The following is a 14,351-nucleotide window of genomic DNA, read 5'->3' on the forward strand; positions in this document are numbered from 1 at the left end:
GGTGACCTCCTGGGTCCGGTTTTCTAGGCCAGGTACGGTTCGAGCGCCCTGACCAGGGGCTCGGGCACCCTCGCCGGCGCGGTCTTGGTGTTCGGCCCCCGCATGCAGGCCACCCGCTGCCTGCCGCGGGCGACGAGGACCTCGGGCGCGCCCGGGGTGACCCGGACGTAGTCGAAGCCGAACTCGATCTGCGTCTGCGCCAGCTCGATCAGGCGCATCCGGATGGACAGCTGGTCGAAGGCCGTGATCTCCGCGAAGAACTCGCAGTCGACCTTGAGCGTGAACAGCTTGAGGTCGTCCTGCAGGTCGGCCAGCACGTCCCGGGCCCGTTCCATGAGGAACATCTCCCGGCAGCGTCCCTGCCAGCGCAGGTAGTTGACGTAGTAGACGTTGCCGACGAGGTTGGTCTCCTCGAAGCCGACCGTGTGCAGGTACTCGTAGTAGGTGCCCATGGGCTAGGACCGCCCTTCGGTGAGTATCGCGACGACGACGGGGGCGGGCAGGCCGTTCACCCGGGTGGCGAGCGTGGCCACGGCCGCGCCGCCGCCGGTCAGCACTACCCATCCGTCGGCCCCGGCCCGGGTCACCGCGAGCGGCACGTCCGTCCCCGCCGCCGTTCCCGCTGCCGTTCCGGCGGTGCGCAGGCAGGCGAGCGCGGCGCGGGTGCGGGCGCGGGCGGTGTCCGCGTCCTCCCCGGAGGCCGCGGCGATCTCGCCGGCGAGCGCGTCCCGGCCGTCGCCCGGGTCGCCGCCCGGGTCGCCGGGCCCGGCGGGGGTGACGGGCTCGACGGCGCAGGCCAGCGGCCCTGGGGCGGCCACGCACACCGTCAGCCCCGGCACGTGCGCCGACACCGTCCGCACGGCCTCCGCCGTGCCCGCCGGGGTGCCGGAGGTCGCGGCCGGGGTCGCGCCGAGCCGGGCCACGGCCAGGTCGCCGGTGCCCTCGCCCGGCTCCACGACGACCGCGACCCGCGCGCCCGTCAGGTCCTCCAGCGTGCGCTCCAGGTACGGGCCGAGCAGCGGCGCCGCCCACGGACCGGCCCCGCCCTTCTTCCGCACGGCCTGCAACCGCAGCCCCTCCCAGCGTTCGACGACCTCGCCGTCCTTCGTCCGGACCGCGACGTCGTAGACGTAGGCGTCGCCGTCCCTGGACCGCTCGGAGGCGCAGTAGCGCACCTCGTCCGCGCCGGACAGCGCGGCCCCGGCCGGGTGGACGCGTTCGATGCCGGTCGGCAGGAGGGTGGCGTCGGGCACGCACACCTGGTTGCCGTGCATCAGCGCGTCCCGCATGCCGGGGTCGCCCAGGAGCAGGTCCGGCGGGAGGTACCCGGCGAACCAGTCGCACTCCTGCGCCACCTGGAGGTCGGCGTCCACCTCGCGGGCCGCGGCCCGGTGGTAGCGGCGCAGCCGCTGGAAGCGCCGGCCCTGGAAGAGCACCTCGCCGTAGAGCTGGGTGTCGGGGTCCAGCGCGACCGGCGGCAGCTCGTCGCCGGACTGCTCGGGCGGGCCCGCGGGCGGTGCGCCGGCGTCCAGGCGCAGCACGGCCGTGAAGTGGTCGACGTCGAAGCCGGTCTCCTGGCTGCGGATGGCGACCGCGACCGTGTCGTGCCCGGTGACCGCCGCCGCCACCCGGAGCGTGGTGCTCCCGTCGGGTGGTACGATGATCGGCCGGACGAACTCCGCCTGCTCCACGACGGGCGTCCCGGCACGGCCGGTGGCCGCGTACGCCACCTGCGCCATGGCCTCCAGCCCGAACACCGCCGGGAACAGCAGGTTGCCGTCCAGCAGGTGATCGGCCAGGTACAGGTCGGTCCCGGCGTTCACCTCGACCTCGCTGACCAGCTCCACGCCGTGGTAGCGGACCAGCGGCGCGCCGACGAAGCGGAGCAGCGGCAGCTCCGGCTCCTCCCGGCGCACGGTGTGGATGCCCTCGGTGCGCCCGCTGATCACCACGACGCCGGGCGCGTCGGGGTCGCTCACCAGGCGGCGCATGATCTCCACGCCCCGGTCCACCGGGATCGGCGTGATGCCCTGCTCGACCAGCCGGTCCACGACCGACAGCCGCTCGCCCATGCCGACCTCGGACCAGACCGACCACTCCATGCAGATCGCCCGGCAGCCCGGGTGCCGCTCGCCCGCCTCGCGGGTCAGGTCGGCCAGCCACTCGTTGGCGGTGGCGTAGTGGCCCTCGCCGTGCAGGCCCGCCCGGCCGATGATGCTGCCGAACGTCACCAGCAGCCGCAGCCGTCCGGGCTCGACCGCCTCCAGCACGTTGCGCAGGCCGTCCACCTTGGGGGCGAACGTGCGGCGGAAGGCGTCCATGTCCAGCCCGGCGATGCCCTCGGGCTCGTTGCGCCCGGCGCCGTGCAGGACGGCGGTGACCGGCCCGAGCGCCTGCTCGGCCGCGGCCACGGCCGTCCGCACCTGGGCGGCGTCGGTGACGTCGGCCCTGGCGTAGTGGACGGTGAGCCCGGTCGCGGCCATGCGCCGCAGGTTCGCGGCCAGCTCCTCGTCCTGGGCCGGGTCGGAGCGGCCGAGCACGGCCACCTTGGCCGCACCGGCCATGGCCATGGCGCACTCGGCGGTGATGCCCTTGCCGCCGCCGGTCACCAGGAGCACGTCGGAGCCGGTCAGCGGCTCCTCCGCCCGCTCCTGCCGGTACGGCAGCGCCCGCAGCGTCGGCACCCGCCGCACGCCGCCGGCGTCGTAGTGCACCTCGCTGAACGCCGTCGTGGCCGCCGCCTCCGCCGCTATCCAGGCGGCGGCCTGCGGCGCGTCCTGCGGCAGGTGCACGACCGTGGTGGGCAGGCCGCTCTCCAGGTGGAACGTCTTGGCCAGCCCCGCCGCGCCCCGGCCGTGCTGGACCAGGACGAACCGGGTGCCCGGCCCGCCGGCCAGGGCCGCCTTGGCGCCGAGCAGCGCCTGCTCCAGGTCGTCGGCCGCGCACCGCGCGGGTAGGCACACCAGGACACCGGAACCGATCTTCTCCCCTTCGAGTGCCTCGCGCAGCGGCCCCGCCAGGGGCGCACCGGCGGGCGCGAACACCTGCCACGATCCCGCGCGTTCCGCGGCCGCCCGCCGGGGCCGCGGCTGCTCGTCCAGGTCCACGGCGAACGGGCGCACCCACGGCGCCGCGCCGGCCACGCCCCGCGCCGACTGCGCGCGCGGCTGCGCGGCCAGCCGGTCCAGGGCCTCGCCCAGCTCCTGGAGCGTCGCGGTGGCGACGTTGGCCGGCGCCATGCCCGCGGGCACGCCCAGATGCTGGGTGGCCTGATCGATGATGTGCATGACGGTGACCGAGCTGAGGTGCAGCTCGTCCAGCGGCTTGCTGTCCTCGGTCACCATCTCCAGCGGCAGCTCGGCGCGTTCGGCGGCCAGCCGCCGCAGCAGCTCGACCGTGGACTCGCCGGGCCGCGCCGCCGTCCCGCCGCCCGTCCCGCCGTCCGGCTCGGCCGCCCGCTCCGCCGGCTGCGGGGCGGCGGCCTTGACGCGCACCTGCGGCGCCTGCTCGGCCGGGCTGGTGAAGAACGAGAACGTCGCGCCGATCTCCAGCGGCTTGACCAGCCGCCCGTGGAACAGCTCCTCGCAGGCGACGGGCACGCCCGCCACGTGCGCGGCGCCGGCCACGCCGAGCAGCCCGGCCAGCGACTCGCTGTCGGTGTCCAGCGCGACGGCCGGCACGTCGGTCAGCTCGGCCGCCAGCCTGCTGAGCACCCGGCCGGGGCCCACCTCGACCAGCAGGTCCGCGTCCGCGGCCAGCGCGGCCAGCGCCTGGGCGAACAGCACGGGCGCGGTGATCTGCCGGTGCAGCAGCGCCGGGACGTCGGTCCCGGCGGCCAGGTCGTCACCGGTGACGGTGGAGACGACCCGCCGGGCGACCGGCCCGAACCGCTCCTCCGCCAGGTATCCGGCCAGCGCCTCGGCCGCCGGGGCGACCAGGGGCGAGTGGAAGGCGTGCGAGACGTTCAGCCTGGTCCAGGTCAGCCCGGCGCGCTCGGCCGCGCGCCCGGCCTCCTCCACCGCCGCCACCGGCCCGGCGACGACGGTCTGGAGCGGCCCGTTGTACCCGGCGATCACCACCGGCAGGTCGCCGGCCAGCTCCAGCACGGTCTCCGGCGCGGCCCGCACGCCGGCCATCGTGCCCGGCTCGCTGCGCTCCCGCATCGCCCGGCCGCGCTTGGTCGCCACGCGCAGCAGCGCGTCCTCGTCCATCGCGCCCGCCCAGTGCAGGGCCGACAGTTCGCCCAGGCTGTGCCCGACGGCCGCGTCCGCCTCGATGCCGAGCAGCGACAGCGCGCGCAGGCCCGCCATCGAGCCGGTGACGATGCGCGGCTGGGCGACCTCGGTGGCCGCCATGTCGCCGTCGGCGGGCAGCGCCGCGGTGGTGTACACCTCGGCGACGTCGGCGAAGCGCCTGGCCAGCGCGCCGCCGTCGGTCCCGCGGCCCGAGCCCTGCCCGGGGAAGAGGAAGCCGATCCGCGGCCGTGCCGAGGCGCGGCCGACGAACGCCTTGCCGTCGGGGGTGGACAGCGTGTTCTCGCCGGACTCCAGCGCCGTCAGCACGCGGGTGAGCTGCCGTACGGCGTCGTCGGGCGAGGAGACCACGACGGCCGCCCGGAACGGCAGGCCGCGCAGCCGCCCGCGCAGCGTGGCGGCCAGGTCGGCGAGCTGGCCGTAGGACACCTTGGGCACGAAGTCGAGCAGCTCCGACACCAGGCCGCGCAGCTCGTCCCAGGTGCCGCCGTCCAGCAGGAACAGCTCCGCGTCCTGGGACGCGGCGGCCAGCGCCTTGACGCGGCTGGACACCCGCCGCCGCGGGCCGGTGTTCTCCAGCACCACGTGCGTGTTGATGCCGCCGAAGCCCATGGCGGTCACCGCGGCGCGCAGCGGCGCGCCCTGCGGCCACGGCTCGGCCGTGCGCAGCACCCGCAGCGTGGCGCCCTCGTCGGTGAGCACCTGGTGCGGGTCGACGCACCCGATGGTCGGCGGCAGCACCTGCTCGTGCACGGCCATGGCCGCCTTGATCAGGCCCGCCACGCCCGCCGCCGCCTTGGCGTGGCCGATCATGCCCTTGATCGAGCCGACCGCGGCCGGGCGCGCGGCCGCGGCCCTGGCCCGCGACAGGGCCGTGAGCTCGGTCGCGTCGCCGAGCGCCGTGCCCGTCCCGTGGCCCTCGAACAGCTCGACGCTCTCGGGGCCGAACCCGGCCTTGTCGTACGCGCGGCGCATCGCGAGCAGGTAGCCGCTCACCTCCGGACGGGTGATCCCGCCCTTGCCGTCGGAGGAGACGCCCCAGCCGGCGATCGTGGCGTAGATCCGCCGCCCGGCGGCCAGCGCGTCCTCCTCGCGCATCAGCACGACGATGCCGCAGCCCTCGCCCGGCCAGAAGCCGTTGGAGTGCCGGTCGTACAGGCGGAAGTCGCTCTTGGCCAGCGCGCCGGTCTTGGCGAACCCGATCACCTCGAACGGGTCGATGGACAGGTCCACGCCGCCCGCGACGGCCACGTCCACGTCGTGGTCGGCCAGCGCCTTGCCGGCCGTCACCACCGACAGCAGGGACGAGGAGCAGGCGCCGTCCACGGTGTAGCCGCCGCCGTTGAGGTCGAAGTGGTTGCAGATGCGCCCGGCGATCGTGTTGGACAGCCCGCCCGCCAGCGTGTCCTCGTCCACCGGCGGGAAGGGGCTCTTGTAGGCGGCCTCGTAGTCGGCCAGGAACGCGGCCAGGCGCTCGTCGTCCCAGCCCTGCTCCTTCAGGGCCGCGGCCAGGGTGCGCCGCACGTACGGCCAGCGCAGCCGCAGCACGTTCGCGCGGGTGAACTCGCCGGTGAGCGTGTTGCCCACGACGACCCCGGTGCGCTCGCGCGGCAGCCCCTCGCCGCCCGCGAACCCGGCGTCGGCCAGGGCCCGGCCGGCCATGTCCAGGGCCAGCCAGTGGGCCAGGTCGGTCGACCGGTACGTGCTACCGGCGATCTTGTGTGCCACCCGGTCGAAGGCGTAGCCCTCGATGACCGCGGCGGTCTTGGCGTAGAAGCGGTCCGGCGCTGCGGGATCGGGGTCCCAGTAGTCCTCCAGCCGCATGCGCTCGTCCGGGAGCCGGCGGAAGGCGCGGCGGCCGGCCACCGCGTTCTCCCACAGCTCCCTGGGCGAGGCGGCGTCAGGGTACCGGCAGGCCATGCCGACGATCGCGATCCTCGTCATGCCTTCGCGACCTCTTCCCGCGCGTGCTGCAGCGCCTGGGCGGCGGCTGCGCTGACCCTGGCGGCGTCGAGCTCGCGCGCCTTGTTGACGATGTGCAGCGCCCACAGGAAGCCGCCGCGGATCAGGCAGACCGCCGCCGTGGCGAAGAAGATCCCGTACGGGATGTTCATCCCCATGAGCAGGCCGTACACCACGGCCACGCCGCCGCCGAAGGCGACCTGGGACAGCGGTCTGGACGGGCTCGTGCCCGGGTCGGTGATCATGTAGTTGGTGAACAGGATGAACGCCACCCCCGTCATCATCGACAGCCCGCCGAGGATGGAGATGTCGTCGATGATCAGCCCGCGCACCACGGCCTGGAGGGCGAAGACGCCCACCCATCCGCCGATCAGCCACATGCGGCCGGTCAGCTTCCCGTTGATCATGGTCCCGCCGATGATGATGATCCCCGGGATGATCCAGTCGATCGGGTTGTCGACTTTCTCGGTGAAGTGGTAGGGCGGCGCGATGCTGGCCCACGGCAGCAGCAGCAGGATGATCGCGATGCCGAAGTTGGACGGGTTCATGAAGTGCCGCATCCGCCCGCGCACCGGAGCCTTGAGCACCCACTTGGCGCCCACGGCGACGGTCACGCCGAACATCATGACCAGCACCTGGTCGTTGACGTAGATCAGCATGTTGAGCGCGATGGAGGTGATGTGCGCGGGATAGAGGAACTCCATCAGCCCGCGCGGGCCGTTGCCGAGGAAGCGCGGCGCGCGGCCCTCCTGGCGGGCGCCGATCACCTCAAGGATGATCTCCACGGTGTAGCCGGTGGCCAGCGCCACGAACGGCCACGACCACGGCTGCTCGAACCCCAGCACGGTGTAGCCAAGGATGTTGAAGATGGTGATCGAGATCGCGAACCGGCGCAGCGCCGTGATCACTTTGGGATCGTGACGTGGCGGGGTGATCGTCTTGGCGGCCATGCCGTCACTTCTCCTTCGCTTGCGAGCCGAGCTGGAGGGTGTGCCAGCCGGGGGTGAGCGTGAGCTCCTGCTGGTGCCGCTGTCCGGCGCGGTCGCGCCAGCTCAGCTTGACCCGCACGGGGCCGGTGACGTTCGCGCCGAGGCCGATGTGCACCGCGTGCGCGCGCTTGCCGGAGTGGCCGCTGCCGCCGTCCACGCGGCCGACGAAGGAGCGGCCGTCGGGCGTGGTCGCGGTCACCGTCGCGCCGATCACCGGCGACCCGGCGGCGGGCAGCGGGCCGGCCGCGGAGGGGGTGTCGTACTGCAGGCGCAGCCCGAGGAACGAGCCCGCCGACCGGCTGGTGTTGAGGTAGAAGGCGGGGGCCTCCCACTGGCGGGCCACCGCGAAGTCGATCAGGCCGTCGCCGTTGACGTCCCCGGTCGCGATGCCGCGCGTCGGCACGGGCACGGCCAGGCCGAGCTGCTCCGACAGGTTGGCGTAGCGGCCGTCGGGGCCCTTGGCGAAGAAGGCCAGCGTCTGCGCGCCGGCGATGTCGGCGCCCTCGGTGACGTTCGGCCACGACTTGGGGTTGCTGGTCACGCCGTCGTTGGCGGCGGCCAGCTCCTGCAGCGGCGGCCAGCGGTTGACGTCGCCCTTGACGAACCCGGTCGCCTGGACGATCTCGTTCTCGCCGTCGTTGTCGAAGTCCTCGATCTTCGGGTCCCAGCCCCAGCCGGACCAGGCGGTGCGCAGCTCGGCGCTGAGGTCCTTCCACGGCGCCTCGCCCTGCCGCAGCTTCTCGCGCAGCTCGGCCTGGGTCTTGACGGTGGACAGGAACGTGAAGTTGCTCTCCTGGATGCCGTACGGGGTGGTGATGTTGCTGACGAAGAAGTCCAGGACTCCGTCGTGGTTGAGGTCGCCGGCGTCCGAGCCCATGCCCTTGAAGGAGTCCTCGCCGAGCACCTTCGACTTGGGCACGCCGATCTCGTGCGCCCCGGTGGTGGCGGAGAACTTGATGGCGCCGGGGGAGGAGGTGTTGTAGAGCAGGTGGTCGGGCCCGAAGTCGTTGTTCAGCAGCAGCTCGGGCAGGCCGTCGCCGTCCAGGTCGGTGCTGGTCGCGCCGAGCTCCCAGCCGGTGGAGACGTCCGGCGGCAGCACGCCGTCCAGGCGGGTGAAGCCGCCGTTGCCGGTGCCGCGGAAGAAGTAGTCCCGGCCGCCGTTGAGGGCCTTGGACAGCGAGTGGTTCATCTGCACGCCGCCGTCCACGCGGCTGTCGAGGATCGGGCTGCCGTCGGGGAAGTAGTTGCCGACGAAGATGTCCTGCTTGCCGTCACCGTCGAAGTCGGCGACGGTCGCGACGTTGCTGTTCCACAGCTCGCCGGTGTACTTCGCGCCGCCCGCGTTGGGCACCAGCTCGGCCGCGTCGAAGGCGGCGGCCTCGAACCGGGCCGCGGTGGGCCGCTGCAGGTGCAGCGTGGGCGTGCGGCCCCACCAGTAGACCAGCAGGTCCGTCCGGCCGTCGTCGTTGTAGTCGGCGGGCACCGCGCCCATGGGCGCCATCGCGTCGGTGACCGGCAGCGAGCCGAGCGACAGTGCGAACGGCCGGTACCGCTCGCCGCCGCCCTCGACCGGCGCCGGGGTGACGACCACCTGGTCGGTACGCGGGTCCACGATCACCAGGTCGTCGTCCCTGCCGTTGCCGTCGAGGTCGTTCAGCGCGATCGCGGCCCCCACGGAGGAGATCCAGGCGTCGATGTGCTTGTAGGCCTGGTTCACCTTGCGGACGGTCTTGGCCGGGCCGCCGCCCGGCATGGCGATCGCCAGGGACTTGAAGCCGTACGCGCCGGCCATGTCGGCCTTGGTCGCGTCCGAGGCGAAGGTCGGGTGGCCGATCGCGAAGACGGCGATCATCAGCGCGAGTGCGGCGACTCCCGCCGCCTGCTTGCGCAACCACGCGGCTACCGAGCTCACGAGGGAACACCTCCATGGAAGACGAACGTCTCGGCGATGCGCCGGCGCCACCCCTCATAGGCGGGCGGCGAGTCCTGTGCTGTCGCGGTGGGGCGGGTCACGCGGCTCACCTCGGCCGCCTGCTCCGCCGTGGTGCCGCAGAGAACGCCCACGGCCGACTCGGTGTGCGGGAAGAGCAGCCCGGCGCGGATCCTGGCCTCGGCGGCGAACACGCTGCCCTGGGCCAGCGGCCCCCGGTGCGCTCCGGCGCGCTCGCGCAGCCACCGCAGCTCGGCCTCGTCGGCGCCGCCCGCGTAGGTGGCGGCCAGGCCGATGCCGGCGTAGAGGTCGGCGTGGCGGGACTCGGGGAACCGTTCGAGCAGTGTGACCGCCCGCTCGGCGCTGGTGCCGGCGACGAACCACAGCGCGCGGCCGATGCCCTGGTCGAGGGCGTGGGCCGCGTAGTCCTCCTGGCCGGCCGGCCAGGAGAAGCGGGGTTCGCGCACCTGCTGGTGCACGTACCGGTCGGTGTGGAAGTAGGCCTGGTGGAAGCCGTACCCGTCGTGGACCAGCCACAGCAGCAGCGGGTCCAGCAGCCGGGGCTTGGGCCACAGGAAGCGGGGGAGCCGGGCCATGGCCCAGCCGATCCCCACGTAGATCATGTAGTTGTGGTGGTGCCCGCGTCCCTGGAGGAAGGCGTTGACCCGGCGCAGGTCGCCGAAGGTCATGCAGTCCAGGATGGCGAAGCCCATGCCCGCGCCCTCGTAGGCGAAGCCGCGGAAGCGGGCGGGCACCTCTTCGAGCCGGTCCTCGGCCTCGGCGACGGTGCGCGACTCCACGGCGTGGGCGTAACCGGCGAGAAAGTATTCGCCGACCGTCTCCAGTATTTCAGTGGACGCCGCGTTCTTCACCCAGAAGCCGCGCTTTTCGACTTTCGTCTCGCCGACGTCCGGCACCAGAATTCTGCGTCTGAGTGACCGCAATGCGCTTGCCAATTGAGCCTCCGCCGCTTATAGCCCGAACAATCCAATTTCATTGACACATGCCGCCCGGTGGCCGGACAACTTCGGGTTTGCTCAGCTCGGAGGCTCATTTTTGGGCGTGCGAAAGCGAATGACGTGCCTATTCCGGGAAACGCTCAGCGGGCCGGGATCTCGGCCTCCGCCGCGAAATGCGCGCGCACCCTGCCGCGCCACAGCTCGTAATCCGGGACGCGTTCCGACGTGCCCGCGGCTACTTCGCCGTCGTCGGCCAGCGCGACCGCGCCGGCCACGTCGAGCCCCGTCAGCACCGCGCCCGTGGCCGCCGAATGCTCCGGGACGAACCCCGAGTAGTGCCGGGCCTTGGTCGCGAAGACCGAGCCCTGTGCCAGCTCGCCCCGGTGCTCCCCGGCCTCCTCGCGCAGCACCGCCGCCGCGCCCGCCGCGCATCCGGCGAACGTGGCCGCCAGCCCCACCCCGCTCCACAGGTCCGCCTGCCGCCCCGCGGCGAACGCGCGCACCGCCGCGGCCACGTCGCCCGGCCGGCCGCCGTGGATGAACCACAACGCCCGGCCGACGCCCTGGTCCACGGCGCGCGGGAAGTAGGCCGCGTCGCCCTGCCAGGGGTAGGGGGCCGGCACCTGCTGCCCGTCCACGTACCGGCGGGTGTGGAAGTAGGCCAGGTCGAAGCCGTAGCCGTCCACGGCCAGCCAGCTCATCACCGGGTGGTACGGGGTGCCGTCCAGGTCGGGCAGCACCTTCTTCCACAACACCCGCGGCAGCCGGGCCATGGCGAAGCCGATGCCGATGTAGGCCAGGAAGATGTGCGGCTGCCCCGGGCCCATGAGCAGGTCCCGGGTACGCCGCCCGCGCCCGCCGCCCATGGCGTCCAGCACGGTGAAGGCCATCGTCGCGCCCTCGTAGGCGAAGCCGCGCTGCTCGACGTCCACCAGGGACAGCCGGCGCTCGATCTCCCACTGGTCGCGGACGTCGATGCCCCACTCGAAGCCGCACACGACGGCCTGCGGGATGGCCTCCAGGCGCCCGGTGAGCGCCGAGGGGACGACGGGAAAGCCGCGTGCGCCGAAGGTCACGTCGGCCAGGGATGGCGCCAGCACGAGCCGGCGCAGCGAACCGAGCAGAGACGACATGGTGTGCTCCTCCTCCAGTACCGTGAAGACCCGGGTCAGCTCGCCCAGGCCGCCAGCCGCCAGTCGCCGCCACCGCCGGGCAGCGGGCTGCGCACCAATACGGACGGATCGGACCAGGCCGACGCCTCGCGCTCGGCCGCCTCGGCCAGGCGGCGGAAGACCGCCGCGACGACCGCTTCGAGTTCCTCGGGGGTCGCCTGCCCCCGCACCACGGTGAGTTCCATGCCTTCGACGCTCGCCCGCGGGCCCGCGCGGCCGCAACTTCCTGCATGCCCGGTGCCTGCCGGGAGCACAGGTGAGCACGGGTGAACCCGGTCCGGCGGCGGAAGGCTCGCCGGACCGGGTCGGCCCGGGTCAGGATTGGGCGGTGTCGTCGAACTCCACCACGAGCGGGAGGTCGGCCCGGCGGCGGATGTTCAGCTTGCGGTAGGTGCGGGTCAGGTGCTGCTCGACGGTGCTGATCGTGATGTAGAGCTTGGCCGCGATCTCGCGGTTGCTGTAACCGGCCGCCGCCAGCGCGGCGACCCGGCGCTCGCCGACGCTCAGCACCCCGATCAGGTCGCCCGGCAGGGGGACGGCGCGCCGTCCGCGTCCGCCGCCCGGCTGAGCGCGCCGATCATCGGCTCGGCCCCGCACTCCAGGGCCGCCGCCTGCGCCCGTCCGGCCACCGTCCGGGCCCGCCGGAACTCGCCCAGCGCCTCGTACGCCTCCACCAGGTCGAACAGCGCCCTGGCCAGCTCGTACCGGTCGCCGGCGAGCTGGAGGTACTCCACCGCCTGGCGCAGCAGCGCCGGACGGCGGGCCGGCTCGGAGACGGCCGCCTTGAGCCGCATCCCGATGCCGCGTCCCCGGTAGGCGCCGGGGCCGCAGCCGTCCAGGTGGGCCTTGATCAGCTCTCTGGCCTCCTCGGTCTGGCCCATCCGCAGGCACGCCTCGGCCGCGTCGGCCTGCCAGGGGATCAGCGCCGGGTTGTTCAGGCCCCAGGCCGTCACCAGCTCGCCGCAGCGCAGGAAGTCGTGCAGGGCCGCCACGAACGACTCGCCGGCCAGGTTGTAGCGGCCGCGGGCGTACAGGTAGTGCAGGCCGTAGCGGGTCTGGAACATGGCCTCGGCGACCGGCCGGTCCAGCGGGTCGCGCACGGCCTCGTGCCGGCCCATCGCGGTCAGCGCGATGATCAGGCTGGCCAGCGGGCCGCCGATGGCCACGCCCCAGCTGCTCATCGGGATCGTGTCCAAGGCGATGCGGGCGTGCCGCTCGGCCGCGGGCATGTCGCCCTGGCGGATCGCGATCTCGGCCCGGATGGCCGCCAGCCGGGCCCGGCGGCTCGGCGCCTGACGGGCCGCTGCCTCGTCGCCGAACAGGTCGCACAGCGGCGCCGCGCGCTCGCAGCGCCCGGCGTAGGTGAGGGCCAGCAGCGAGTTCTCCACGACGTCCAGGGACATCTCGTCCAGCCGCTCGCCCTCCAGGATGCGCTCGACGGCGTCGAGGTTGTGCTCCCGGGGGCCGTGGGTGAGCACCTCGGCCAGGGCGAGCGTGGACTCCAGCCGCCGGTTGACGGCGACCGACACCATCCCGGCCAGGATGTGCTCCCGCGGCGGGTTGGCCACGTAGGCGGCCAGCGGCGGACAGGTCACCCGCAGCCACAGCTGCGCCACGACCAGCTCGGCCAGCGTCGCGTGGTCGGACGCCGACGCCTCCTGGTTGAGCTGCTCCAGCACGTCGCGGGCGTCCTCGAAGCGGCCGTGCCACAGCAGCGCGCGGGCCAGCACGACGGCGTCGCTGCCGTGCAGGCTGCCCTTCTGCAGCGCCTCGGTGAGCTGGTCCAGGTGCCCGGCGGGGGCGGCCGGGTTGATCCGCCACTCCGCGCGGACGAGCATGGTCATCAGCTTGGAGCGCTGGAGCTCGTCGGTGCACTCGCGCCAGGCCAGCTTCAGGTAGGCCACCGCCGACTCCACCTCGCCCTTGCGCAGCGCGGCCAGCGCGGCCTCCTCCAGCGTGGGCACCACCCACGGCGCCTCGACCCGGGCGGCCTGGAGCAGGCGGTCGGCGACCACGCCGGGCCGCACGCCGCGCGTGTAGGCCAGCTCGGCGGCGCGGCGGTACAGCTCCTTGCGCTCGGACAGGTCCATGCCGGCCAGCACCGCCGAGCGCACCGCCTCGTGCCGGTAGCCGCCGCCGCGCAGCAGGCCGGTCGCGCCGATCGTGAGCAGTTCCCTGCTGACGTCGACCGCGGGCAGTTCGAGCATCTCGGCCAGCCCGTCGGCCTCGCCGAGGATGGCCAGGCCCTGCGCCACCCGGACGGTACGCGGGTGGCTGCGCCGCAGGCACGTCTCGACCGCCCGGACGAACCGGTCGCCGACGACCAGCTCGCGCGGCGGCTCCTCCACGGCCCGCAGGTGCTGGCGGTAGTCGGCGGCCAGCTCACCGGCCAGCAGCGGGTTGCCGCCGCTGATCGTGTGCCACTCGTCGGCGAACCGCTCGGTCGCGCTGAGCCCCACCTGGCCCGCCACCAGCGCGGCCACGCCCCTGCGGGACAGCGGGGCGAGCTGCAGGCGCAGGCAGTGCGGCAGCCGCAGCAGGTCGGTCTCCAGCGGACCGTCCGTGCCCTGCCGGTCGTTGAGCGCGAACACCGCCACGATCCGCGCGTTGCGCACCCGCCGCGCCAGGTAGGCCAGGCAGAGCAGGGAGGTGCGGTCGGCGTGGTGCACGTCGTCCACGACGACCACCAGCGGGCAGCGTTCGGACAGGTCGAGCAGCACCGTGACGAGGGCGTGCACGACCTGCGGGTCGAGCAGCCGCTCGGCGTCGGCGTGCGCCGCGGTCGCGGTCCGCACGCCCTCCGCCAGCAGTTTCTCCGAGCGCTCGCGCTCCTCCTCGACCAAGGGGGCGTCCTGGATGAGCTGGCGGAGCAGGCCCAGCTGCAGGTCCTGCTCCATCCGCGATCCTGTCGCCGTCACCGCGAGCGCGCCCAGCTCTATGGCCTGTTCGGACAACGCGCGCAGCAGCGCGCTCTTGCCCGTCCCGGCGGGCCCGCTGACCAGCGCGACCCGTCCACGGCCGAGGATGGCGTTGGCGACGAGCGACTCCAGGCAGGACATCTCCTCCTGCCGTTCGATGAGAGTCAT

The 14,351-nt window shown here is 73.8% G+C and carries 9 protein-coding genes; all 9 read right to left on the minus strand.

Features of this window, described 5'->3' with window-relative positions:
- Nucleotides 1–23: 23 nt before the first annotated feature.
- Nucleotides 24–452, minus strand: a complete 429-nt coding sequence (locus ACNF49_RS25390; protein ID WP_352329445.1) for an acyl-CoA thioesterase — start codon at nt 450–452, stop codon at nt 24–26.
- 3 nt (nt 453–455) lie between these two features.
- Nucleotides 456–6,197, minus strand: a complete 5,742-nt coding sequence (locus ACNF49_RS25395; protein ID WP_482945215.1) for a type I polyketide synthase — start codon at nt 6,195–6,197, stop codon at nt 456–458.
- Nucleotides 6,194–7,165, minus strand: a complete 972-nt coding sequence (locus ACNF49_RS25400; protein WP_357982024.1) for an enediyne biosynthesis protein — start codon at nt 7,163–7,165, stop codon at nt 6,194–6,196. Before ACNF49_RS25400 ends, ACNF49_RS25395 begins: the two co-directional genes overlap by 4 nt.
- 4 nt (nt 7,166–7,169) lie before the next feature.
- Nucleotides 7,170–9,116 carry a CRTAC1 family protein gene (locus tag ACNF49_RS25405; protein ID WP_482945216.1) on the minus strand — a complete coding sequence of 649 codons (1,947 nt, stop codon included), beginning with the start codon at nt 9,114–9,116 and terminating at the stop codon, nt 7,170–7,172.
- Nucleotides 9,113–10,090: a DUF1702 family protein gene (locus ACNF49_RS25410; protein ID WP_498702991.1), complete on the minus strand. Its 978-nt coding sequence runs from the start codon at nt 10,088–10,090 to the stop codon at nt 9,113–9,115. The genes ACNF49_RS25405 and ACNF49_RS25410 overlap by 4 nt, the downstream gene beginning before the upstream one ends.
- Before the next feature lie 143 nt (nt 10,091–10,233).
- Nucleotides 10,234–11,226, minus strand: a complete 993-nt coding sequence (locus ACNF49_RS25415; protein WP_482945218.1) for a DUF1702 family protein — start codon at nt 11,224–11,226, stop codon at nt 10,234–10,236.
- 35 nt (nt 11,227–11,261) lie between these two features.
- Nucleotides 11,262–11,450 (minus strand): acyl-CoA carboxylase epsilon subunit, encoded by a 189-nt coding sequence (locus ACNF49_RS25420; protein ID WP_352366329.1) that lies wholly within the window; start codon nt 11,448–11,450, stop codon nt 11,262–11,264.
- 130 nt (nt 11,451–11,580) lie between these two features.
- Nucleotides 11,581–11,775, minus strand: a complete 195-nt coding sequence (locus tag ACNF49_RS25425) for a helix-turn-helix domain-containing protein (RefSeq protein ID WP_482945219.1) — start codon at nt 11,773–11,775, stop codon at nt 11,581–11,583.
- Between the two features lie 5 nt (nt 11,776–11,780).
- Complete coding sequence (locus ACNF49_RS25430; protein WP_482945220.1) at nt 11,781–14,351, minus strand: AAA family ATPase; 2,571 nt, start codon at nt 14,349–14,351, stop codon at nt 11,781–11,783.

This window comes from Actinomadura sp. ATCC 39365, assembly GCF_054392275.1.